Raw genomic sequence first — 24,809 nt, 5'->3', positions numbered from 1 at the left:
ACTGCGTCAGTAGCCCATCGCCGAGGATGTACTTCGTCTTGGATCCGCTCCGCCGTAAAGAGTGCCGTCTTCACCAATCATAATACTCTGGATGGCGCCCATCGCCGAATTACGGACGACGGTGTGGCCCCGCTCCTCCAGAAGGCCAATGGTATCCGGACTGATGCCCTGTTCAATGCGGATTTCATCCGGAAACCACTGATGGTGCATGCGTGGCGCACTCACCGCCGTCTGGATGTTCATGCCGTGGTCAATCACATTCAGGATCACCTGCAAGGTAGTGGTAATAATCCGCGAGCCGCCCGGGCTGCCCGTTACCAGCACATTTTTTCCGTCCTTTTTGACGATGGTGGGCGACATGGAGCTGAGCATGCGTTTGCCGGGCTCAACCTTGTTAGCCTCACCGCCGATCAACCCGTAGGCGTTAGGCACGCCCGGTTTGGCGCTGAAATCATCCATTTCATTATTGAGCAGAAAGCCGGCGCCTTTCACGGTGATTCCGGAGCCATAACTGAAATTGATGGTGTAGGTGTTGGAGACCGCGTTGCCCCATTTATCCACCACCGAGAAGTGGGTGGTTTCGGGGCTTTCGTACGCGGCAGGCTGGCCCGGGTTGATGTCGCTGGCGGGACGGGCTTTCGCTGGATCAATGGTTTTACGGAGTTCTTCGGCGTACGCCTTGCTAGTAAGGCCGTCCAAGGGCACGTCTACGAAGTCGGTATCGCCGAGGTATTCGGAGCGGTCCGCGTAGGCCAGTTTCATGGCTTCGGCCTGGTGGTGAATGGCATCGGCCGAGTTGTGGCCGAATTCAGCGATGGGGAAGCCTTCCAGAATGTTCAGAATCTGGACAATGTGGGTGCCGCCAGAGGACGGCGGCGACATGGAAAAAATATCGTAACCGCGATAGGTGCCGTGCACCGGAGTGCGCACCACCGGGCGATAGCTTTTCAGGTCCTCAAGGGTAATCAGGCCGCCGTTCCTGGCCATTTCGTCAGCAATCAACTCGGCGGTTTCGCCTTCGTAAAAGCCTTTAACGCCGTCATCCGCAATCCGCTGCAGGGTGTCCGCCAGTTCCGGCTGGTAAAAGCGTTCGCCGGGCTGCCAGGCGCTGCCATCTTCTTTATAAAAGGTACTGAGAGTGGCGGGCCAGCGCTCAAGCCTTTCCCGGGCCTGCTCCAGGCCTTCGGTAAAGCGCTGGGGCACGATAAAGCCTTCGCGGGCCAGTTTGATGGCCGGAGCCAGGGCCTGTTTGAGGGAGATGGTGCCATGGCGATCCAGTGCCAGTGCCAGACCGGCCACGGTTCCGGGGACACCGGCGGCCAGATGGGTGAAGCGGCTGCGATTGCGGACGACATTGCCAGCTTCATCCTGAAACATCGTCTCCGTTGCGTCAGCGGGTGCTTTCTCACGGTAATCAATCGCTTCTGGCTCTGAGCTGTCCGCTTTGGATATCAGCATAAAACCGCCACCGCCAATGTTGCCCGAGCGGGGCTGGGTTACCGCCAGGGCAAATCCTGCGGTGACCGCGGCATCAACTGCGTTGCCTCCACCCCTGAGTACCTCCAGCGCCACTTCGGTGGCCAGGGTATGGCTAGTTGCGACCATGCCCTGTTCTGCGACGACCGGGTGAAACCGCTCTCCTTCGAGAATGGCCTCGCCGAACGCCGGCCCGATTGCGACAAGAAAAGCCAGGGCAGTTGCAATCGAAAGGCGGCTTGAGCGCCCCCTGGAGAGGTTTTTGGTTGTGTGCTGGTAGAGGTAGCTGTCCATGTCTCCATTCCTCGTTTCTGGCGTTCAGATAGGCTATGATAGCCGGTCATTTTAATAGGTGCGTACCGTTAACCTGCCGTTAATCATCGGTGGTGACTCCCCAGCGCACCTGCTTTCCCGGATTTCAGTTAAGGAAAGGCTTTCATGGAGCATACCTATCGTCTTGTGATTTCCTGCCCGGACCGGGTGGGAATTGTCGCCAAGGTGAGTAATTTCCTGTCCACCTACAATGGCTGGATTACCGAGGCGAGTCACCATTCGGATACCCACACCGGCTGGTTTTTCATGCGCCACGAAATCAAGGCTAGCTCGATTCCGTTTGGTCTGGATCAGTTCCGTGCCGCGTTCGAGCCCATTGCCCGTGAATTCAACATGCACTGGCACATTGCAGATTCGGCCCAACCGAAGAAGGTCGTGCTGATGTGCAGCAAGGAATCCCACTGCGTGGCAGATCTGCTGTACCGCTGGCACAGCAAGGAAATCAATGCCGAGATTGTGGCAGTGATTTCCAATCACGATGACCTTCGCCGGATGGTGGAATGGCACGAGATTCCCTACCACCACGTGCCGGTTAGCAGGGAAAACAAGGCGGAAGCTTTCGCCCACATCGACGATCTTTTCCACAAGTATGAGGTGGATGTGGTGGTGCTGGCCCGTTACATGCAAATACTCCCGGGTGAATTGTGTGAGCAATACGCGGGCAAGGTGATCAACATTCACCACAGTTTTCTGCCGTCTTTTGCCGGTGCACGGCCTTACCACCAGGCCTATAGCCGGGGGGTAAAACTGATTGGCGCGACCTGCCATTACGTGACCCAGGACCTCGACGAGGGCCCGATCATCGAGCAGGACGTCATCCGCATTACTCACAGTGATTCGATTGAAGACATGGTTCGCCTTGGCAAGGATGTGGAAAAGAACGTGCTGGCCCGCGGCCTGCGTTCCCACATCGAGGACCGGGTGATTACCTTCGAAAACAAGACGGTGGTGTTTGATTAAGGCTGCCTGACAGTTGCCCCGGAAAGGGCGCGACTGTGATAGACTTGGCGGCTTGTTGAAGAATAACTATGGGGCCCGAAAACGGCCCTGATACGACTTCCAGATAACGCAAAGGAACCTTTCTCGATGGGTGAGTTAGCCAAAGAGATCCTGCCGGTCAATATTGAAGATGAGTTAAAACAGTCCTACCTCGATTACGCCATGAGCGTCATCGTCGGGCGTGCGCTGCCGGATGTGAGGGATGGCCTCAAGCCGGTTCACCGCCGCGTTCTGTTCGCCATGTCCGAACTGAACAACGACTGGAACAAGGCCTACAAGAAGTCCGCCCGTGTGGTGGGTGACGTTATCGGTAAATATCACCCTCACGGTGACTCTGCGGTTTACGACACCATCGTTCGTATGGCCCAGCCATTCTCGCTGCGCTATCCGTTGGTGGACGGTCAGGGTAACTTCGGCTCCATTGACGGTGATAACGCGGCAGCCATGCGTTACACCGAGATCCGCATGGAGAAGATTGCCCACTCTCTGCTGGCGGATCTGGACAAGGAAACCGTCGATTTCGTTGATAACTATGACGGCACCGAGCGGATTCCCGAGGTTCTGCCTACGCGGGTTCCGAACCTGCTGGTGAATGGTTCCTCTGGTATTGCCGTGGGTATGGCCACCAATATTCCGCCTCACAACCTGACGGAAGTGGTTAACGGCTGCCTGGCACTGATCGATAACCCGGACCTCACCATTGATGAGTTGATGGGCTTCATTCCCGGCCCGGATTTTCCGACCGAGGCCATCATCAATGGCCGTGCCGGCATCGTAGAGGCCTATCGTACGGGCCGTGGCCGCATCTATATCCGTGCCCGGCATGAGATCGAGCACGATAACAAAACCAATCGCGACGCCGTCATCATCACCGAGCTGCCGTATCAGCTGAACAAGGCTCGCCTGATCGAAAAGATCGCCGAGCTGGTGAAAGAGAAGCGCCTCGAGGGCATTACCGAACTGCGGGATGAGTCCAACAAGGAAGGTATCCGGGTTGTGATCGAGCTGCGCCGGGGTGAAAACCCGGATGTGGTAGTCAATAACCTGTTCGCCCACACCCAGTTGCAGACGGTGTTCGGTATCAACATGGTCGCGCTGATTAATGGCGAGCCGAAAACACTGAACCTCAAGCAGATGCTTGATGCGTTTGTGCGCCACCGCCGTGAGGTGGTAACCCGCCGGACCATCTATGAACTGCGTAAGGCCCGTGAGCGCGGCCACATTCTTGAAGGCCTCACGGTTGCGCTGGCCAACATCGATGAGATGATCGAGCTGATCAAGGCTTCGCCCAGCTCGGTGGAAGCCAAAGAAAAGCTGATGGCCAGGGGCTGGGCCCCGGGCGATGTTCTGGCTATGCTCGAGCGCGCTGGCGAAGATGCTTGTCGCCCGGACGACCTGCCGGAAATCTATGGCCTGCGTAACGGCCTGTATTACCTGTCTCCGGAGCAGACCCAGGCGATTCTGGATATGCGTCTGCACCGCCTGACCGGTCTTGAAACCGAGAAGCTGCAGAACGAATACAAAGACATCCTTGAAAAGATTGCCGGCCTGCTGGAAATCCTGGGCGACCCGGACCGCCTGATGCAGGTTATCCGTGAAGAACTGGAAGCAGTTGTTGCCGAGTTCGGTGACGAGCGCCGTACCGAGATTACCAGCTCCCAGCGTGATCTGACCATTGCGGACCTGATTGACGAAGAAGACCTCGTAGTCACCATTTCCCACAGTGGTTACGCCAAGACCCAGGCCGTGGAAGACTACCAGGCCCAGCGCCGGGGCGGCCGGGGCAAGGCGGCGACATCCATGAAGGACGAAGACTTCGTTGAGAAGTTGCTCGTTGCCAATTCCCACGACACCATTCTGTGCTTCTCCAACCGCGGTAAGGTCTACTGGCTGCGGGTGTTCGAGATTCCTCGGGCGAGCCGGGCTTCCCGTGGTCGCCCAATGGTTAACATTCTGCCGCTGGAAGAAGGTGAGCGTATCACCACCTTCCTGCCAGTACGTGACTATCCGGAAGACCAGTTCGTGCTGATGGCTACCTCTGCCGGTGTGGTCAAGAAAACCCCACTTCCGAACTTCTCACGTCCGCGCAGCAGCGGTCTGATCGCCCTGTCCCTGGATGAAGGCGATACCCTGATTGGCGCTGCCATTACCAAGGGCGATGCCGAAGTCATGCTGTTCTCCACCGCCGGCAAAGCCGTTCGTTTTGCCGAGAGCGCGGTCCGTCCGATGAGCCGGACTGCCCGTGGTGTTCGCGGTATCAAGATGCCGGAGGGTCATCATGTCGTGTCGCTGATCATTCCGCAGGAAGGCGGCGTGATCCTGACTGCCAGTGAGAACGGTTACGGCAAGCGTACCGCCATCGACGAATTCCCAACCTATGGTCGGGGTAGTCAGGGCGTTATCGCCATGCAGTGTTCGGATCGGAACGGCAACCTGGTAACGGCCCTGCAGCTGTTCGAGGGGGACGAAATGATGCTGATTTCTGACAAGGGCACGCTGGTACGTACCCGGACAGACGAGGTGTCCGTCCTGAGCCGTAATACCCAGGGTGTACGCCTGATCAAGCTCAGCCAGGAAGATGAACGCCTGGTGGGGGTAGAGCGCATTGCCGAAACCGATGATGAAGAACTCGATGGTGAAGGCGAGGACGAAGGCGACACCTCGGCGGCAGACAGCAGCCCGGAAGACGGCGAAAAAGGTGAGGGTGCCGGCGAAGAGTAAGCCGGCCCCACCACAGACAGATTCAGCAAGACTGGAGAGATCACAGCAGCATGAGCAGGGCGTATAATTTTTGTGCAGGCCCGGCAACCTTGCCGGAGAGTGTGCTTCGTCAGGCGCGGGATGAAATGCTCGACTGGCGCGGTACCGGCATGTCGGTGATGGAGATGAGCCATCGTAGCGACGAGTTTGTCGAAATTGCGGAAACTGCAGAAAAAGATCTGCGTGAACTGGCCGGCGTGTCGGACGATTACGCCGTTCTCTTTATGCAGGGTGGGGCGTCCAGCCAGTTTTCCACCATTCCCCTGAATCTGCTGGGTGACAAAGGCTCGGCGGACTATGTGAATACGGGAATCTGGTCCAAGAAAGCCATTGCTGAAGCCAGCCGGTATGGCAAGGTGAATGTGGCGGCCAGTTCCGAGGACAGTGGCTTTACCACGATTCCGGACCAGGCGTCGTGGCACACCAGTGCCGATGCGGCGTACCTGCATTACACGCCGAACGAGACCATTGGTGGCCTGGAATTCGATTTCATCCCGGAAAGCCCGTCGGTTCCGCTGGTGGCGGATATGTCCTCTACCATGCTGTCCCGCCCGATGGACGTTTCAAAGTTTGGCCTGATCTATGCCGGGGCCCAGAAAAACATCGGTCCCTCCGGCCTGGTCGTGGTTATCATCCGCAAGGATCTCCTGGGCAAGGCCCGCAAGGAGACCCCGACCATGATGAACTACCAGGTGATTGCCGATAACGGGTCCATGTACAACACGCCGGCGACCTATTCCTGGTACCTGGCAGGCCTGACATTCCAGTGGCTGAAACGCCAGGGTGGGGTGAAGGCCATGGGTGAGGTGAACCTGCGCAAGGCCAGGAAGCTGTATGGCTTTATCGACACCAATGATTTCTACGCCAATCCCATCGATCAACGTTTCCGATCCTGGATGAACGTACCGTTCACCCTGGCAGACGATGCTCTTAATGGTGACTTCCTGCAGGGGGCCAATGCCCGCGGCCTGCTGAACCTGGCCGGCCACCGCTCGGTGGGTGGAATGCGCGCGAGTATCTATAACGCCATGCCCGAAGCCGGTGTTGATGCGCTGATTGAGTACATGACGGAATTTGCGAAGGAGCATGGCTGATCATGAGTGATGAGCAGGTCCGGCTAGGAGAGCTGAGGGACGAGATTGATCAGATTGATCAGAAGATCATGGAGCTGATCAGCGCCCGGGCAACCTGTGCCCAGGAAGTTGCCCACGTTAAGACGACGGCAAACCCGGGACAGGATGTCTTCTTTTACCGTCCGGAGCGGGAAGCCCAGGTGTTGCGCCGCATCAAGGAGCAGAACCCGGGGCCCTTATCCGGTGAGGAAATGGCGCGTCTGTTCCGGGAAATCATGTCGGCCTGCCTGGCACTGGAAAAGCCCATGCACATTGCCTTCCTGGGGCCGGTGGGCACCTTTACCCAGGCGGCGGCGCTCAAGCATTTTGGCCACTCGGTGGTCAGCGTGCCACTGCCCGCCATTGATGCGGTATTCCGGGAGGTAGAATCCGGCGCAGCCCACTACGGCGTGGTGCCGGTGGAAAACTCCACCGAGGGCATGATCAATCATACCCTCGATATGTTCATGACTTCGCGCCTGAAAATCTGTGGCGAAGTACAGCTTCGGATTCATCATCACCTGCTGGTGTCTCCGAAGCACAAGGATCAGGAAATTACCCGGATCTACTCCCATCAGCAGTCTTTCGCCCAGTGTCGCCAGTGGCTGGACACCCATCGCTACGGTATTGAGCGGGTGACGGTTTCGAGCAACGCCGAGGCGGCCAGGCGTGCAGCTGCGGAGCCGGGAACGGCAGCGATTGCCGGCGACATGGCAGCGGAGCTCTATGGTCTGGAAAAGCTGGCCAACTGCATTGAAGACCGGCCAGACAATACCACCCGCTTCCTGATCATCGGCCGGGAAGAAGTCCCGGCCAGCGGCCACGACAAGTCCTCTATTCTGGTTTCGATGCGAAATAAGCCGGGCGCGCTGTACCAGCTGCTTGAGCCGTTCCATCGCCGTGGCATCAGCCTGACCCGCATCGAAACCCGGCCATCACCGAGTGGGACCTGGGCTTATGTGTTCTACATCGATTTTGAAGGGCATATGGAAGACGAGCAGGTGCGCAAGGTTCTCGCAGAAGTGGAGGACGAAGCCGTTGAGCTCAAACGCTTGGGGTCCTACCCGATAGGGGTTCTTTGAATAGCCCGATAGGCGGTCTTTGAAAAGAAAGTATCGAGGATGATTTATGGCCATTGATTACCAGAGTCTGGCGGTCCGGGGCGTGCAGGCACTGTCGCCCTACCAGCCAGGAAAGCCGATTGAGGAACTGGCCCGGGAGTTGGGGCTGAATCCAGCAGAAATCATCAAGCTTGCCAGCAATGAGAATCCGCTCGGGCCCAGCGAGAAGGCCCTTTCTGCCGCTCGCCGGGCCCTGTCAGAGCTGTGCCAATATCCGGATGGCAACGGCTTCAACCTGAAGCAGGCGCTGTCGAAGCGCCTGGGTGTCGGGATGGATCAGATCACGCTGGGTAACGGCTCCAATGACGTTCTCGAAGTGATCACCCGCTGTTTTGCCGATGCCGATTCAGAAGTCGTTTTCTCCCAATATGCCTTTGCGGTGTATCCTCTGGTGACCCAGGCTATTGGCGCAAAGGGCGTGTCCGTGCCTGCCCGTGACTGGGGGCATGACCTGGACGCCATGGCCGCCGCAGTCACCGATCGCACAAGGCTGGTTTTTGTCGCCAACCCGAACAATCCTACGGGCACGGTGCACAAGGCCGATGCCATTGAGGCTTTTCTTGAGAAAATCCCGGCCAAGGTTCTGGTGGTGCTTGATGAAGCCTACTGCGAATACCTTACCGGTAACGAGTACCCTGACGGCGTTGAGTTGCTGTCCCGGTTCCCGAACCTGATCGTGTGCAGAACTTTCTCCAAGGCCTGGGGGCTTGCAGCCTTGCGGGTGGGTTATAGCGTCAGCTCCGCAGCCATTGCGGACATTCTTAACCGTGTGCGTCAGCCATTTAACGTAGACACGGTTGCCCTGTCTGCGGCTACAGCCGTGCTGGATGACGAAGACTACCTCCAACGCTCCCGGGACGTGAATAGTGCCGGGCTGCGCCAGCTTGAGCAGGCATTCGATCGCATGGGCCTGAGTTACATTCCCTCCGCCGGTAATTTTGTTGCAGTGGAAGTCGGGGAGCAGGCCATGGGGGTATACCAGACCCTTCTGGCCCATGGTGTGATTGTCCGCCCGATAGCGGGCTATGGCATGCCTCGCCATCTGCGGGTGTCGGTCGGGCTTCCGGAAGAGAACGAACGGTTTATCGACGCGTTGGCTCAGGCCCTGACGTCGTCGGGGTTGAGCGACTGATATGGCGCGTTCCGAACCTCTTTTTAGACGGGTAGCGGTGATAGGTCTGGGGCTTATTGGCGGCTCCCTGGCGACCGCAATCCGGCGTAATGGTCTGGCCGGCAAAGTGGTTGGAGCGGACCTGCGCAGTGAGGAGCTGCAACTCGGGAAAGAGCTGGGTGTTATTGATGAGGCGGCTTCTTCCGTGGCCGATGCCGTCAAGGGCGCCGACCTCGTAGTGCTTGCGGTTCCGGTGCGGGCTACCCGCACCGTCCTGGAGGAGGTTCGTGCCTGCCTTGAGCCTGGCGCGTTACTGACCGATGTTGGCAGTACAAAGTCCAGCTTTGTGGCGGATGTTGAGGCGGTATTTGGCAGCCTCTCTCCGCTGGTGATTCCGGGCCATCCGATCGCGGGCTCTGAAAAGAGTGGTATCCGGGCGGCCAATCCGGAGTTGTTTGCCAATCACAAGGTGATTCTTACGCCTCCGGACAACGTCAGTGAGCCGCATCTGGCCAGGCTTAGAGAGTTGTGGGAGGGCTGTGGCGCGACCGTGCTGACCATGTCTGTGGCCTATCACGACGAAGTGCTAGCGGCGACCAGCCACTTGCCCCATCTGATTGCTTTTTCCCTGGTCGACACCCTGGCGGGTGAAGACGAGAACATGGACATCTTCCGCTACGCCGCCGGGGGGTTCAGGGACTTTACCCGTATTGCTGCCAGTGACCCGGTGATGTGGCACGATATTTTTCTCTCGAACCGTGAGGCGGTCCTTCGGGTAATTGACCATTTTACGCACGACCTGGAACAGCTGCGCACGGCCATCGCAAACCAGGACAGTGCAACCCTGTTACGGGTTTTCAGTCGCGCCAAAGCGGCGCGTGAACATTTTTCGAAGATGCTCTCAGGACAGGCTTACGTGACAACTAATAGTGAAAAGCAGGTAGTGTTCCGTCTTCAGCCCGGTGGCGCTCTTTCCGGTGATATCCGGGTGCCCGGTGACAAATCCATGTCCCACCGCTCCATCATGTTGGGCGCGCTGGCGGATGGCGTAACCGAGGTTAAAGGCTTCCTGGAGGGCGAGGACAGCTTGGCCACGCTTCAGGCGTTCCGGGACATGGGGGTCACGATCGAGGGTCCGGAGGATGGCTTCGTGCGGATTCATGGCGTTGGCATGCATGGACTGCAGGCGCCCCGTGGCCCGTTGTATCTTGGGAATTCCGGAACCGCGATGCGGCTGTTTGCAGGCCTGCTGGCGGCTCAACCGTTCGATTCTGAACTGACCGGCGACGCCAGTCTCTCCGGCCGTCCCATGGGTCGGGTTGCAGACCCGTTGCGAGCCATGGGGGCGGTGATCGATACTGCTGAAGGTGGTCGCCCGCCTCTGAAAATTCGGGGTGGCCAGAAGCTGGCCGGCATCCACTACGAAATGCCGGTAGCCAGCGCTCAGGTCAAATCCTGCCTGTTGTTGGCCGGGCTATATGCCGAAGGCAGCACGTCCGTTACCGAGCCAGCACCCACCCGGGATCATACCGAGCGCATGCTGGCGGGCTTCGGTTATCATGTTCACCGTGATGGTGCGACGGCCAGTGTCAGTGGCGGTGGCAAGCTGACCGCCACCAATATTGACGTACCTGCCGACATATCCTCCTCGGCTTTTTTCCTGGTGGCTGCGAGCATCGCGCCCGGTTCTGATCTGATCCTTCGCCACGTAGGTATGAATCCCACCCGTGTGGGGGTGGTCAACATCCTGCGCCAGATGGGTGCCAACATTGAGGTCATCGACGAGCGCGAAATTGGCGGTGAGCCGGTAGCGGATCTGCGGGTGCGCTCCGCCGAACTCCACGGTATTGATATTCCAGAGGACCAGGTACCGTTGGCAATTGATGAATTCCCTGTTCTGTTCATCGCGGCGACCTGCGCCACTGGCCGCACGGTTCTGCGCGGCGCAGAGGAGCTGCGGGTCAAGGAAAGTGACCGAATTCAGGTGATGGCAGATGGCCTTGCCGCCCTGGGTGTGGAAACAACCGTAACGCCCGACGGCATCATCATTGATGGTGGTCAGGCCATTGGCAGTGGTGTCGTCAACAGCCATGGTGATCACCGTATCGCCATGTCTTTTGCAGTGGCATCGCTTCGGGCCAAAGGTGAGATTACCGTGACCGACTGCGCCAATGTGGCCACGTCTTTCCCGGGATTTGTGGAACTTGCAAAGGGCACGGGAATCAACATCTCAGCCGAGGGGCCGGAATAATGGGGGATAGTAGCACGCCAGTAATCACGGTGGATGGCCCCGGAGGGTCCGGCAAGGGCACCATCACCCAGATGCTGGCCAGAAGGCTGGGCTGGCACTTGCTGGATAGCGGTGCCTTATACCGACTGACGGCTTTGGCCGCTGTCAGGCAGGGTGTGCCTCTGGACGATGAGGAAAGTCTGGTGAAAGTAGCCGCCGGGCTGGATGTGGCGTTTGAGCCGACGCCCGAGGGTGAGCCGGTCAGGGTGATTCTGGCGGGCCAGGACGTGACCGCAGATATACGTACAGAAACCGCCGGGGAGAACGCGTCTAAAATAGCTGTCATGCAGCCGGTTCGAGACGCGCTGCTGCAGCGCCAGCGGGACTTCCGGCGGGCTCCGGGTCTGGTGGCCGATGGCAGGGATATGGGAACAGTGGTGTTCCCGGATGCGCCGGTCAAGATTTTCCTGACGGCGAGCGCGGAAGAGAGAGCCAGAAGGCGCTACAGCCAGTTGAAGGACGCGGGTGTCGATGTTAACATTGATTCCCTTTTAGAGGAGATACGGGTTCGTGATGAACGGGATATGAACCGTTCCGCTGCCCCTCTCAAGCCCGCAGATGATGCGCAAGTCATTGATTCTACGGGGTTGGGTATTGAAGAGGTGCTAGACAGGTGTATGGCCGCAGCAGGTCAGGCCTGACTACACCTTTTTGTCGTTGAAATGCCGGATGTAGCGTTATCTGCCAGCCACAGGCTTAGTCCGGAATTTATTAACAGACCGTGTTGCTGGTGGCACGGAGTACACTTGCGTTGATCATATAGGACTCATAATGAGCGAGAGCTTTGCGGATCTTTTTGAAGAAAGCCTAAAAGAAATTGATATGCAGCCGGGTTCCATCGTCCAGGGAACCGTAGTTGATGTCGATAACGACTGGGTCACCGTTAACGCCGGACTGAAGTCCGAAGGCGTTATCCCCGCCTCCCAGTTCCTGAACGAAAAAGGCGAGTTGGAAGTTGCTATTGGCGACGTTGTTGACGTAGCTCTCGACGCTGTGGAAGACGGTTTCGGTGAAACCCGTCTGTCCCGTGAAAAGGCCAAGCGCGCAGAAGCCTGGAAGGTTCTTGAGAAGTCCTTCGAAGCTGAGGAAGTGGTTAAGGGTATTATCAATGGCAAGGTCAAAGGCGGCTTCACTGTCGATCTGGCCGGCATCCGCGCCTTCCTGCCGGGCTCTCTGGTAGATGTTCGTCCGGTTCGCGACACCGCGCACCTGGAGAACAAGGAACTCGAATTCAAGGTTATCAAGCTGGACCAGAAGCGTAACAACGTGGTTGTTTCCCGCCGCGCCGTTCTGGAAGCTGAAAACAGTGCTGAGCGTGAAGCTCTGCTGGAAACCCTTACCGAAGGTATGGAGATCAAGGGTATCGTCAAGAACCTGACCGACTACGGCGCGTTCGTAGATCTGGGTGGTGTTGACGGCCTGCTGCACATTACTGATATGGCTTGGAAGCGCATCAAGCATCCGAGCGAAATCGTCAATGTGGGCGATGAGATCAGCGTCAAGGTTCTGAAGTTTGATCGTGAGCGTAACCGTGTATCCCTCGGCCTGAAGCAGCTGGGCGAAGATCCTTGGGTTGATATCAAGGGTCGTTACCCTGAAGGTAGCAAGGTTACTGCCCGCGTCACGAATCTGACTGACTACGGCTGCTTTGCCGAGCTGGAAGAAGGTGTTGAAGGTCTGGTTCACGTGTCCGAAATGGATTGGACTAACAAGAACATTCACCCGTCCAAGGTTGTCCAGGTAGGCGACGAAGTGGGTGTGATGATTCTGGATATCGACGAAGAACGTCGTCGTATCTCTTTGGGTATCAAGCAGTGCGTATCCAACCCGTGGGAAGATTTCTCCAGCAACTTCAACAAGGGTGATCGCATCTCCGGTAAGATCAAGTCAATCACTGACTTCGGTATCTTCATCGGTCTGGATGGCGGCATCGACGGCCTGGTTCACCTGTCTGACATCAGCTGGAACGAGACTGGGGAAGAAGCGGTTCGTGAATACAAGAAGGGTGACGAAGTTGAAACCGTTATCCTGTCTGTTGATCCAGAGCGTGAGCGTATCTCCCTGGGCATCAAGCAGCTTGAGAGCGATCCGTTTGCCGAGTTTGTTCAGCTGAACGACAAGGGCTCTATCGTTAAGGGCACCGTGTCTGCAGTTGATGCCAAGGCAGCTACCATTGCCCTGAACGACGAAGTTGAAGCAGTACTGAAGGCCTCTGAGATCAGCCGTGACCGTGTTGAAGATGCACGCAATGCGCTGAAGGAAGGCGAAGAAGTCGAAGCGAAGATTATCAGCATCGATCGTAAGAACCGCATCATCAACCTGTCTGTGAAGTCCAAAGATGTTGAGGACGACAAGCAGGCCCTGGACACCGTGCGGACCAAGACTGCCGAAACAGCTTCGGGTGCGACCACCATTGGTGATCTCATCAAGGAGCAGATGCAGCAGCAAAACGCCAACAAGGAATAAATTTCCGGTTGGTATGAAAAAACGGGCTCTAAGAGCCCGTTTTTTTTGTGTTTTTTTCTGGTTTGGCTAAACTAGGTAGTCATGGGAATCCGGGAACCGACGGCCGAATAATAACGAAAGAGGGAAATGCCTCATGACGAAGTCCGAACTGGTCGAGTTGATTGCGTCCAAGCAAACACAGCTCTCCGTCAAAGATGTCGAATTGGCTGTAAAAACCATTATTGAGCACATGTCCCAGTCGCTCGCAGATGGTCAAAGAATTGAGATCCGGGGATTTGGTAGTTTTTCCCTTCACCACCGGGCGGCGCGCACCGGTCGTAATCCGAAAACCGGTGAAGCTGTTCAGTTACCGGCCAAGTTTGTGCCGCACTTCAAACCGGGAAAGGAATTGAGGGAGCAGGTTAACGACAGTCTGAAGAAAGGCTTTTAAAAGCTGCTCAGGGAACGCGTATAATTCAGGCTTAGTCAGCCCTTTGGGAGTGCTATCTTTATGGCAGGATTGCAGAAGATCCTCATTATTCTGTTGGTTTTGGTCCTGGTTCTGCTGGCACTGGTGTTCTCGCTTAATAACCAAATGGCGGTGTCCCTCAACTTTCTGCTGTTTGAAACCCAGCCTCATGGCGTGGCCGTCTGGATCATTATGGCCTTTGTGGTTGGTGCGTTGGTTGGCATTCTGATTACCTTGCTGGCCACCGTCCGTACCTCGGTGTCCCGGCGGACCCTTCAGAAGCGACTTGATCGTGCCGAGCAGGCATTGGAGAAATCCAGGGCCCCGAACGACCGGACTCTTTAATGGATATTGTACTTCAGTGGCTGCTGCTGACCGTTGCAGTGGCTGTTGGCTGGCTGGTTGGCCGCCTGGGAAGCAATGGGAGCCGATCCAAGACAACCATTTCCGACGAGGAATCGGTAAAGGATCGCCTCCAGTTCCTCTTTACCAACTACTCCGACCAAGCGGTCGAGAACTTCGTACAATCCCTGGCTGTTAACAAGGAAACCGTCAGCCTGCACCTTTCAATTGGCAGTCATTTTCGCAATAAGGGCGAAACAGACCGTGCCATACTTATTCACCAGAACCTTCTGGCAAGGCCTGAGCTGCCATCACGCTTTTCGCCTCAGGTGACTCTCGAGCTGGCACGGGACTATCTCAACGCCGGTCTGCTGGATCGCGCCGAGGCATTGCTGCATCAGCTCATGGGTGACCGGGAATATGGCCGGCATTCCTCCCAGCAACTCATTGATCTGTATCAACAGGAAAAGGAATGGGGCAAAGCGTCGGAGGTTGCCCGTACCCTGACCCGCGGTGATGCCGATCCTGCGATGTTCAAGGTTCTGGCCTACCTGACATGTGAGCTTTCCGAGGCGGCGTTGAAACAGGATGACCGCTGGGAGGCGCAAAAGCTGGCCCGGGAAGCGCTGAGCTACGACCACTCCTGTGTCCGGGCCACTTTGATACTGATGAAGCTCCTGATTCGCCAGGGGAGCTTCCGTGAAGCTGGCAATCAGAGCCTGAAAGTCTTCGACCAGAACCCGGAGTTCGGTCCGGAGGCTGTCGACCGGTTGATGAAGCTGGAGCACGAGCACGGTGATATCGGTCGCCTGGTGAAAAAGCTGCGCAAGCTCTATGAGAATTACCCGAGTACCAGTTTGTTGCTCGCACTCGTTGAATCGGTAGAGCGGGCCTCGGGCCGGCCGGCTGCAATTGATCTGCTCCGGCAGGAGCTGGAGACCCGCCCAAGCGTCCGCGGCCTGTTGCGGCTTGTGGAGATGGCGGGCTATGAAAAGGGCATGACGACAGACGAAGGTAGGCTGGTGAGCCGTATCGGCCATTTGATCCTTGCCAACCGCCCGGTCTACCGATGTGTGAATTGCGGCTTCTCCGGCCGTCAGCTGCACTGGCTGTGCCCAAGCTGCAAACAGTGGGAAACAGTCCGCCCGATCCAGGGCGTTGAAGCCGAATAAACCTTTATTGAATTTCCGCAGGACAATTGAACGTGCAAACCGCAAACGATCCCAAGATCATCGTCGCCCTGGATTTTCCTTCCGAGACTTCCGCTCTGGGACTGGTTGATAAGCTTGATCCGGCCAAATGCCGACTGAAGGTAGGCAAGGAGCTGTTCACCCGCTCCGGCCCCCAACTGGTCGAGGCCCTGCAAAAGCGCGGATTCGATGTGTTCCTGGACCTGAAATTCCACGATATTCCCAACACGACATCAGCGGCGGTTGCAGCAGCAGCGGATCTCGGTGTCTGGATGGTGAACGTCCATGCCTCCGGTGGCGAAAAAATGATGACTGCCTGCCGGGAGCGCCTGGAAACCTTCGGGGCGGATCGCCCACTTCTGATCGCCGTCACCGTCCTCACCAGCATGAACGCCGACGATCTGGCCGGTATCGGCATCACCGACTCCCCGGAAGCCCAGGTGTCACGCCTGGCAACCCTCACCAGAAACTGCGGCCTCGACGGCGTCGTCTGCTCCGCGCAGGAAGCACCAAAACTCAAAACCGAACAGGGCGCCGACTTCAAGTTGGTCACCCCGGGGATTCGGCCTCTCACCGCTGATAAGGGCGATCAGCAGCGCATCATGACGCCCACGGATGCTCTCAAAGCCGGTTCAGACTACCTGGTAATCGGCCGCCCGATTACTCAGGCGTCTGACCCGCTGGCTGCCTTGGAGGCGATTCACTCGGAGGTGATAGGACTCTGATGTGTTCGGGCCTTTGAATTCTGCCCCAGCCTTCGCACTTGGGGGCTGGTGCTGTGGGTGCGCCCTCCCAAAAACCGCTACGAGCACGTCCATGTGCGCTTGGCTGTGGCCATCCATGGCCACAGACATTTTTGGGAGGGCGCACCCACAGCACCGTCTCGGCCAAGGCAACTATAGTCGACCTTTTTAAACCAGAAGCAGGTCGGATATCCGTTTCCACAAGGTTCGTTGTTGTTTGAGGGCGCCTGAATGGTCAGAACGGTGTGGCTGTCATGGCTTTCCAAAACTGTAGAGGGCCATGGACGGCCCGAAACAAGCGTGCTTGTAGCGTGTTTTGGAAAGCCATGACAGCCGCGCCAGTCCCGCTAGCAAGCAGGCTAGGGCAGGAGTATGCATCACCACCTAAGATGTGGTTAAAAACGTAATGCAAAAAAGAAGGCAATAAAAAACCCGCTAACTCAGAGAATTAGCGGGCTTTCAGAATAGTGGCTCCCCGAGCTGGGCTCGAACCAGCGACAAACGGATTAACAGTCCGTTGCTCTACCAACTGAGCTATCGGGGAACGTCGTCATGTGACGAGGCGCGTATATTATGTTGGCTATACCGCCCCGTCAACCCCTGGCCAGAACTTTTTAGCCCAGTGCTTTCTGAAGACGCTCGATAGCCTTGTGCAGGTTATCCATGCTGGTTGCGAAGCTCAGGCGCATGTGGCCGGGGCAGCCGAACGCAGAGCCAGGAACCAATGCCACGCCAGCGTCGGTCAGCAGTTTTTCGGCGAATTCCACATCATTGCTGACACTGGAGTCGGCATCGATGGCGCCCTGGAAACTCGGGAACACATAGAAGGTTCCGTCGCCGTGCAGGCATTCAACACCCGGCAGCTTGTTCAGGGCCTCTACCAGCCAATCGTGGCGTTCCTTGAACGCCTTGACCATCTCACCCACGCAAGCCTGATCGCCATCCAGCGCAGCCTGTGCTGCCGCCTGGGAGATGGAGGCCGGGTTCGAGGTGCTTTGGGACTGGATCTTCTTCATGGCACCGATGATTTTCGCAGGGCCGGCGGCGTAGCCGATACGCCAGCCGGTCATGGAGTAGGCCTTTGACACGCCGTTCAGCACGAACGTGCGGTCGTATAGCTCAGGCGTTGCGTTCAGGATGTTGCAGAATGGCGTACCGGTCCAGAGGATCGGCTCATACATGTCGTCGGTGGCGATCATGATGTTCGGGTGCTTTTTCAGCACCTCGCCGATAGCCTGCAATTCTTCCAGGGTGTACGCCATTCCGCTCGGGTTCGAGGGGCTATTGATCACGAACAGGCGGGTACGCTCAGTGATGGCGTTTTCCAGTTGTTCCGGGGTGATCTTGAAGCGGGTCTCGGCGCCGGTTTCAATAATAACCGGTTTGCCTTCGGCTACCAGGACCATATCCGGGTAGGAGACCCAGTAAGGTGCGGGGATGATTGCTTCGTCGCCCGAGTTCAGTGTGGCCAGTGCGAGGTTGAAAAAGCTCTGTTTGCCACCACTGCTTACCAGGATCTGGTTGGCTTCGTATTCCAGGCCGTTGTCCCGCTTGAACTTCGCAATAATCGCTTTCTTCAGGGCTGGCGTACCATCAACGGCAGTATATTTGGTCTGCCCGTTGTTGATGGCTTCAATGGCTGCCTGTTTGATGTGATCAGGGGTATCGAAGTCCGGCTCGCCTGCACCCAGGCCAATAATGTCCTGGCCGGCAGCGCGGAGTTCCGCGGCCTTGTTGGTGACTGCGAGGGTGGGAGAGGGCTTGATTGCCTGTACTCGGCTGGAAAGTTGAAGGTCCAAACTTGCGCTCCTTAAAGCTGCGTCTGATAGGGCTGCGACCGCCGGGTGCCAGAGCTGCTGGCTGATTTTCGCCCAGCCGTCGATCGCACTGATGGTATCATGAAGCCAGCGTATCGCTAAATTTCTCTATTGGTGGGGATGTTTCGTCCCTGCTACGGTCCTACCGGAGGTTTCCGCCAGTTATGGCCAGTAATCAGTCCAGCGTATCCACCAGAGAGGGTGTGTTCAAAGTTGATTCACCGTTCCAGCCTGCGGGCGATCAGCCCAAGGCGATCGAGGGGCTGGTGGACGGCATCCACTCCGGCCTGGCGCATCAGACCCTGCTGGGGGTAACCGGCTCCGGTAAAACGTTCACTATTGCCAACGTGATTCAGCAGATTCAGCGGCCAACGATCGTCATGGCCCACAACAAAACGCTGGCTGCACAGTTGTATGGCGAGTTCCGGGAGTTCTTTCCGGACAATGCTGTCGAGTATTTCGTTTCCTACTACGACTACTACCAACCTGAGGCCTATGTGCCATCGTCGGATACCTTTATCGAGAAGGACGCCTCCATCAACGAACACATCGAGCAGATGCGTCTTTCCGCCACCAAGGCGCTGCTGGAACGCTCGGATGCGATCATTGTAGCGACCGTTTCTTCTATCTACGGTCTTGGTGATCCCCAGTCCTACCTGAAGATGATGCTGCATCTGGATCGCGGGGATCAGATCGATCAGCGGTTTATCCTGCGTCGCCTGGCCGAACTGCAGTACACCCGCAACGACATTGAATTCCACCGGGCCAATTATCGGGTGCGCGGCGATGTGATTGATGTGTTCCCGGCGGAATCCGAGAAGGAGGCTATCCGCATTGAGCTATTCGATGACGAAGTGGAGAATCTCAGCTATTTCGACCCGCTTACCGGGGAGGTCCTGCGCCGGGTCCCCCGAGTAACGATCTATCCGAAGTCTCACTACGTGACCCCCCGACAGAAGGTCCTCGATGCGATTGAGCACATCAAGGTGGAGCTGGACGAGCGCCTGCAGCAGCTGCGGGACAATAACCGGCTGGTAGAAGCCCAGCGGCTTGAGGAGCGCACCCGGTACGACATCGAAATGATGATGGAGCTGGGTTACTGCAATGGTATCGAGAACTACTCGCGCTACCTCTCCGGCCGCCGTCCTGGGGAGGCGCCACCTACGCTCTTTGATTACCTGCCACCAAATGCCCTGCTGGTGGTGGACGAATCTCATGTGACCATTCCCCAGATCGGCGCCATGTACAAAGGCGACCGCTCCCGTAAGGAAACCCTCGTGGAATATGGGTTCCGCCTGCCGTCGGCGCTGGACAACCGGCCAATGCGGTTCGAGGAATGGGAGCGCATTGCACCGCAGATGATTTTTGTGTCCGCGACACCGGGCAACTATGAGGCCGAGCATTCCGGTCAGGTGGTGGAGCAGGTGGTACGGCCCACTGGTCTGCTGGATCCTGAAATCGAGGTTCGGCCGGCATCTACACAGGTGGATGATCTGCTCTCGGAGATCCACGCCCGGGTGAAGGTAAGGGAACGGGTTCTGGTGACCACCCTCACCAAACGGATGGCGGAAGATCTGACGGACTTCATGATGGAGCATGACATCAAGGTGCGGTATCTGCACTCGGACATCGACACGGTGGAGCGGGTGGAAATTATCCGGGACCTTCGCCGGGGTGAATTTGATGTGCTGGTGGGCATCAACCTGTTACGGGAAGGGCTGGATATGCCCGAGGTGTCGCTGGTTGCCATTCTGGATGCGGACAAGGAAGGCTTCCTGCGTTCGGAGCGGTCCCTTATCCAGACCATGGGCCGGGCGGCGCGGAATCTCCACGGCAAGGCCATTCTCTATGGTGACCGGATGACCGGCTCCATGCAGCGTGCCATTGATGAGACTGATCGTCGACGGGCCAAGCAGGAAGCCCACAACCTGGAACATGGTATTACGCCCCAGGGGCTGAACAAGAAGATTGCTGACATCATGGAAGGTGCTGGCGGAGGTAGTCGCGGTCGTCGCAAGGCGGACCGCCCGGGGCAGAAAGCTGCGGAGGAAGCGGAGCAGTATCGGGCGAAATTGGGCAATCGGTCGCCTGAGGAAGTTCTCAAGGAAGTTTCCCGTCTCGAGGACGAAATGTACAAGGCGGCTTCGGAACTGGATTTCGAGACGGCTGCACGCCTTCGGGACGATATCTCGGAATTGAAAGAGGCGGCTTTGCGGTCCGGGTAGTTAGCCCGGTCGCCTGGGTCCCACGATAACAGCCGCCCGTAAAGGCTGGTTGCGGCCATAACTGGACATCTGGCTGAACACCCGTTTGTCGACTGGCAGGTATTGCTTGTCGGCGACGGTTTCCCCGACCTCCACGTCAATTTCCGGGTCGTGCAGGTACACGAACTGGTCGTCGATGGCGCACACCGTTACCCAGTGGGGGACGCGGCTGCGGTTCAGTTGCCAGGTGCTGATCAGGATGACCGGTACCCGGCCTTCGTGCAGTGCTTCTTCCATGGCTTCCAGGGTGAGCGGATCGTGGTGGAGCTCTATGCCGGTCTGGCCGATGTCGTGCAGGAACCCCTCATGGACCAGTTCCAGAACCCGTTTCTTGTCCTCGCTCCTGACCGTGTCTTTGAACAGGGCGCCTTCCATGCTGATCCAGGCACTGGCCTCAAAGCCCCGGTTCCACGCCGACAGAGCCAGCCCGTGGGGGCCGCAACCACCGTGGCCGGCAAGCATGAAGATGGTTGTCGCCTCGCGCCAGATCCTCAGTTCTTCCAGGGTTGTGAGCGGTTGCTGTTCATCCAGAGTGGCCATTGCCATGATCAGGGCGGCGGGGCCACAGGAAAAGTCGGTGGTTTGCGGGTAGTAGGGCACCGCCGGGAATTCCCGGGACGGCTCATAGAACAGGATCCGCCGCTCAAAACGCAGGGCATCACCGTGGTCTTCGTAATAGTCCCGGTAGGTTCCGAACTGGCGATACCCGAGGCGTTTATAAAGATTGATGGCGCCACGGTTATCCTCCCGGACTTCCAGCCTCATGACGATGCGGCCCGCTTCAGCAGCTTCGTGTTCTGCTTCCCGGACCAGTTTTTCGCCGACACCCTGGCCGCGTAAGGTTGGTGATACCGCAATGGAGTAGATCCGGGCCAGCCGGGTGGCAGCGCTCATCAGAACCAGGCAATAGCCCTCCAATTCCCCGTTGGCTTCAGCGACGATCAGTCGGTCCCGGGGCATGTCCAGAAAACGGCGGAAACTGCGCCGGGACAACCGGTCCTCGGTGAAACACCGGTTTTCAAGCAAAACCAGAGCGTCGAGGTCCTTGCTGGTGGCTTGTCGGAGCTGGAAATCAGGCATGGTAATGCGGCCTTGAGATGATCTGAATGGGCGTGCTGGCAGGCTTCCCTGATCCGGCTATTATGGTAGAGAGTCCAGTGTACGCAAAGCGCGCAACTATGCGTAAAAGCACGCATCATGCGCCGATTGTGCGGGTATTGTTACCGGCGTATTGTTGCGGCAAATAACACAGGCAATAAACCTCAGGGAGGACCGCCTTTAATGTCCCGATTGCTCATTGTAGTGGACCGTGCCAAAGACTGGGCACCTTATTACCCCAGCGAAGACGTGCTGACTTTTGACCAGTATCTTCAGCTTTCGGCACCTCCGGCCAGCCGGGTGCGGGTCATCAACCTGTGCCAGAGCGCCAAATACCTGAGTCGGGGCTACTATTGCTCCCTATTGGCGGAAGCCCGCGGCCATCATGTGGTGCCCTCGGTGATGACTCTCAACGATCTGAGTCGCAAGGGGCTGTTTTCGCTGGAACTGGAAGAGCTGGATGCCAGTGTCATCAATTGGCTGGAAGCCGCCGGCTCGGCGATTGATCCCGCCAGCGACGAGCGGGAAGCGACCCATGAAGTGAAAATCCGGACCTACTTCGGACAGGCCGAACATCCCGATCTCAAGCCCGTGGCCCGTGCTCTGTTTGAGCGCTTCCCGTGTCCGATTCTCGAAATTGTGTTCAAGCGCCGCAAGCAGTGGCAGATCGAATCCATGAAACCGGCGGCTCCAGCGGATCTGGGGGAGCATGAGCAGGATGTCTTCGCGGCTGCTCTGGATCGTTTCAGCAGCATGGTTTGGCGTAAGCCGCGCACACGCCGGCGGTACCGCTTTGATCTGGCAGTGTTGGTGAACCCCGATGAAGAAATGCCGCCAAGCGACAAGGTGGCTCTGAAACGGTTTGAGAAAGCCGGTCGGAAGCTGGGTATCAACGTGGAACAGATCACTCGGCGGGATTACATGCGTCTGCCGGAGTACGACGGTCTGTTTATCCGGGAAACCACCGCTATTGATCATCACACCTACCGCTTCGCCCGCAAGGCGGATGCTGAGGGCATGGTGGTGATTGATGATCCGGCATCGATTCTGAAATGCACCAACAAGGTGTTCTTGGCAGACCTGCTGAAGAACAACAAGGTTCCGACGCCCAAAACGCTCATCCTTTCCAAGGATCAGAAAGATGCCGTTGAGCAGGTGATTACCGAGCTGGGTTTTCCGGCGGTCATCAAGATCCCGGATGGAGCATTCTCAAGGGGTGTTACCAAAGCGGAAGATGAAAAATCCCTGCGTGCCGGTCTTCGTGAACTGTTCAAGCAGTCGGCCCTGGTGCTGGCCCAGGAATATCTGTACACGGATTACGACTGGCGAATTGGTGTGCTTGGCGGTCGGGCTATCTACGCCTGTAAGTATATGATGGTTAAAGGGCACTGGCAGATTTATCAGCATGGTGAATCCGCAAGCGAAAGTGGCGGTTTTGAAACCATGCCCACCTATGAAGTGCCAAGAAATGTCATTCAGGCCGCACTGAATGCAACCAGGCTGATTGGTAATGGGCTTTATGGGGTGGATATTAAACAGTCGGGAAATCGGGTTGCCGTGATTGAAGTGAACGATAACCCGAGCATTGATGCAGGGGTTGAAGACAAGTTTCTGGGCGGGGAACTCTACACCCTGATCATGCAGGAGTTCCTGTCCCGAATGGAGGAGAACCGCCGCCGTTAGCCTTCGGCCCCGTTTGTCAGGGGCCGGCTACCCACACCCGAATACTGCCAAACCAGGGATAGTCCCCAAGCTCCTGGCGGATATTGCCCTGCGTGAAAATTGTGTCGTCGTCCGCTTCATCCAGGAACAGCTCCAGATGCACCTTGTTTTTGAGGTAATGGAGTCGCAGACGGCTGTGGTGGGGTAGCTCGCACAAGTGGCGGGCAATAATGGCCCGGATATCTTCCCTTGAAGGCAGGCGCTCCGAGGTCGGGGGCTGATCTTCGTCGTTCTCGGCATCAATGTGGAAGTTGATGTAGCGGATGTTGTCGAGGGCATCCCGCATGCCCGAGACCACCTGCATTCCAATTTGATGCCCTTCCGAGACACTGATTTCCGGCCGCACCACAAGATGAATGTCCAGCAGGATGTCATGCCCCATGCGGCGGCTGCGCAGTTCGTGAACGTTACGAACGCCATTGGTGTCCCGGGCAATGGTCTTGAGCATTTCGGTATCTTCGGGAGAGAGTCCTGTGTCGACAAGTTCCTTGACGCTGTCCCAGGTAAACTTCCAGCCAATGTGAATAATAATGCCGGCAATCACGACGGCCGCAAACACATCGAGCCACACCAGCCCGAGCATCGCTCCGGCGGTGGAGACTAAAACCACAATTGAAGAAAAGGCATCGGTACGGCTGTGCCAGGCATTGGCAATTATGAGGTCTGATCGTATGGCTTGGCCGACGGTGCGGGTGTAGCGGTAAATCCATTCCTTGCCCACAACGGACGCCGCGGCAGCTGCCAGAACCGGCCAGCCCGGCACGGTTTCTACGCCGCCCTCGATGAGACGCAGGGTGTTTTCCCAGGCCAGGGCTGCACCAACGGCGATCAGGATGCTGCCCAGTACCAGAGTCCCGAAGGTTTCGATTCGCTGATGGCCGTAGGGGTGGTCATCGTCGGGTTCCTGGCGCGAAACTTTCATTACCCCAAGAACGACCAGATCTGACGCAACATCGGTGAAGGAGTGAATCCCGTCCACCAGCAATGCCTGGGAGTGAAAAAGAGTACCTCCAATGACTTTAATGAAGCCCAGGACGGCATCAAGAATCATCCCGATAATGGTGACCCGCGATGCCGCCCTCATTTCACCGGCCAGGTTTTCACGGTGTTGTTGTGCAGGGGAGATGAGTTCTTGCATGGGGGCACTCCGAATCAGATAACAGGAGGCAGTATAACGTTATTCGGCCCGGTTGTGGCAGTCTGGGCTTGGCCCGTAATTGCAGTGGTTTATGCACATCATTGCAGAATGGTGATGGGTTAACATTTCGTACAGGTTTTGTCGATAGCAATACAAAAAATACATAACACATTGAAAATAAAGACAAAAATAACTGGTTAAAAAATGATCAATCTGTAGACTGGCGCAGTTATCAAGGGGTAGCAAACGTTGCCCCGCAATTTTCAACAGGTTTATCCACAGATTCCGTGGACAAGGTCATGAGACTGCCATGATACAGTCATTTAGAGCTGATTTTGTTTTGCCCCGGGATGCTGTGGAAAACTTCCGGTATACTCCG

At 57.1% G+C, this 24,809-nt stretch carries 18 protein-coding genes and 1 tRNA gene; 14 read left to right on the top strand and 5 right to left on the bottom strand.

Annotation, left to right across the window (positions count from 1 at the left end; translation table 11 throughout):
- Positions 1-6: 6 nt before the first annotated feature.
- Positions 7-1,770 (bottom strand): gamma-glutamyltransferase, encoded by a 1,764-nt coding sequence (gene ggt / locus ACN0XM_RS15550; protein ID WP_417567855.1) that lies wholly within the window; start codon positions 1,768-1,770, stop codon positions 7-9.
- Between the two features lie 144 nt (positions 1,771-1,914).
- Between ggt and purU the strand changes: the two genes are divergently transcribed.
- The 12 genes from purU (at position 1,915) to pyrF (ending at position 16,373) form a co-directional block, all read left to right on the top strand.
- Positions 1,915-2,769, top strand: coding sequence for a formyltetrahydrofolate deformylase (gene purU / locus ACN0XM_RS15545; protein ID WP_417567854.1), 855 nt, complete (start codon positions 1,915-1,917; stop codon positions 2,767-2,769).
- A 126-nt stretch (positions 2,770-2,895) separates the two neighbouring features.
- Positions 2,896-5,529 carry a DNA gyrase subunit A gene (gene gyrA, locus ACN0XM_RS15540; protein WP_417567853.1) on the top strand — a complete coding sequence of 878 codons (2,634 nt, stop codon included), beginning with the start codon at positions 2,896-2,898 and terminating at the stop codon, positions 5,527-5,529.
- Positions 5,530-5,579: 50 nt separating this feature from the next.
- Positions 5,580-6,662, top strand: coding sequence for a 3-phosphoserine/phosphohydroxythreonine transaminase (serC, locus tag ACN0XM_RS15535; RefSeq protein ID WP_417567852.1), 1,083 nt, complete (start codon positions 5,580-5,582; stop codon positions 6,660-6,662).
- 2 nt (positions 6,663-6,664) lie between these two features.
- Positions 6,665-7,762: a prephenate dehydratase gene (gene pheA, locus ACN0XM_RS15530; protein ID WP_417567851.1), complete on the top strand. Its 1,098-nt coding sequence runs from the start codon at positions 6,665-6,667 to the stop codon at positions 7,760-7,762.
- Between the two features lie 46 nt (positions 7,763-7,808).
- Positions 7,809-8,933: a histidinol-phosphate transaminase gene (gene hisC / locus ACN0XM_RS15525; protein ID WP_417567850.1), complete on the top strand. Its 1,125-nt coding sequence runs from the start codon at positions 7,809-7,811 to the stop codon at positions 8,931-8,933.
- 1 nt (position 8,934) lies between these two features.
- Positions 8,935-11,163 (top strand): bifunctional prephenate dehydrogenase/3-phosphoshikimate 1-carboxyvinyltransferase, encoded by a 2,229-nt coding sequence (locus ACN0XM_RS15520; RefSeq protein ID WP_417567849.1) that lies wholly within the window; start codon positions 8,935-8,937, stop codon positions 11,161-11,163.
- Positions 11,163-11,843 carry a (d)CMP kinase gene (gene cmk / locus ACN0XM_RS15515; RefSeq protein WP_417567848.1) on the top strand — a complete coding sequence of 227 codons (681 nt, stop codon included), beginning with the start codon at positions 11,163-11,165 and terminating at the stop codon, positions 11,841-11,843. Before ACN0XM_RS15520 ends, cmk begins: the two co-directional genes overlap by 1 nt.
- Positions 11,844-11,973: 130 nt before the next feature.
- A complete protein-coding gene (gene rpsA, locus ACN0XM_RS15510) occupies positions 11,974-13,668 on the top strand; it encodes a 30S ribosomal protein S1 (RefSeq protein ID WP_417567847.1) in 1,695 nt (564 codons plus the stop codon).
- Positions 13,669-13,801: 133 nt separating this feature from the next.
- Positions 13,802-14,098, top strand: a complete 297-nt coding sequence (locus ACN0XM_RS15505) for an integration host factor subunit beta (RefSeq protein WP_007154691.1) — start codon at positions 13,802-13,804, stop codon at positions 14,096-14,098.
- A 60-nt stretch (positions 14,099-14,158) separates the two neighbouring features.
- Positions 14,159-14,461 (top strand): LapA family protein, encoded by a 303-nt coding sequence (locus ACN0XM_RS15500; protein ID WP_417567846.1) that lies wholly within the window; start codon positions 14,159-14,161, stop codon positions 14,459-14,461.
- A complete protein-coding gene (gene lapB, locus ACN0XM_RS15495) occupies positions 14,461-15,630 on the top strand; it encodes a lipopolysaccharide assembly protein LapB (RefSeq protein WP_417567845.1) in 1,170 nt (389 codons plus the stop codon). The genes ACN0XM_RS15500 and lapB overlap by 1 nt, the downstream gene beginning before the upstream one ends.
- A 32-nt stretch (positions 15,631-15,662) precedes the next feature.
- Entirely contained in the window at positions 15,663-16,373 is a 711-nt protein-coding gene (pyrF, locus tag ACN0XM_RS15490) for an orotidine-5'-phosphate decarboxylase (protein ID WP_417567844.1), read from the top strand.
- Between the two features lie 486 nt (positions 16,374-16,859).
- Here the strand turns inward: pyrF and ACN0XM_RS15485 are convergent.
- A tRNA-Asn gene (locus tag ACN0XM_RS15485) sits at positions 16,860-16,935 on the bottom strand.
- Positions 16,936-17,005: 70 nt separating this feature from the next.
- Entirely contained in the window at positions 17,006-18,190 is a 1,185-nt protein-coding gene (locus ACN0XM_RS15480) for a pyridoxal phosphate-dependent aminotransferase (RefSeq protein WP_417567843.1), read from the bottom strand.
- Positions 18,191-18,372: 182 nt separating this feature from the next.
- Between ACN0XM_RS15480 and uvrB the strand changes: the two genes are divergently transcribed.
- Positions 18,373-20,433, top strand: a complete 2,061-nt coding sequence (uvrB, locus tag ACN0XM_RS15475) for an excinuclease ABC subunit UvrB (protein WP_417567842.1) — start codon at positions 18,373-18,375, stop codon at positions 20,431-20,433.
- Here the strand turns inward: uvrB and rimI are convergent, their stop codons facing one another.
- Complete coding sequence (gene rimI, locus ACN0XM_RS15470; protein ID WP_417567841.1) at positions 20,434-21,552, bottom strand: ribosomal protein S18-alanine N-acetyltransferase; 1,119 nt, start codon at positions 21,550-21,552, stop codon at positions 20,434-20,436.
- A 201-nt stretch (positions 21,553-21,753) separates the two neighbouring features.
- Here rimI and ACN0XM_RS15465 point away from each other — a divergent pair, with 201 nt between their 5' ends.
- The gene (locus ACN0XM_RS15465; RefSeq protein WP_417567840.1) at positions 21,754-23,253 is read left to right on the top strand and encodes a RimK family protein; all 1,500 of its coding nucleotides are present in this window, start codon (positions 21,754-21,756) and stop codon (positions 23,251-23,253) included.
- A 16-nt stretch (positions 23,254-23,269) separates the two neighbouring features.
- Here ACN0XM_RS15465 and ACN0XM_RS15460 read toward each other — a convergent pair whose 3' ends face one another.
- Positions 23,270-24,430 carry a cation diffusion facilitator family transporter gene (locus ACN0XM_RS15460; protein WP_417567839.1) on the bottom strand — a complete coding sequence of 387 codons (1,161 nt, stop codon included), beginning with the start codon at positions 24,428-24,430 and terminating at the stop codon, positions 23,270-23,272.
- Positions 24,431-24,809 lie beyond the last annotated feature (379 nt).

Origin of the sequence: Marinobacter sp., from assembly GCF_048269445.1 — a bacterium.
Taxonomy (GTDB): Bacteria; Pseudomonadota; Gammaproteobacteria; order Pseudomonadales; family Oleiphilaceae; genus Marinobacter.
Note: the sequence above shows the minus strand (reverse complement) of the source record. Positions and strands in the feature narration are given on the sequence as shown.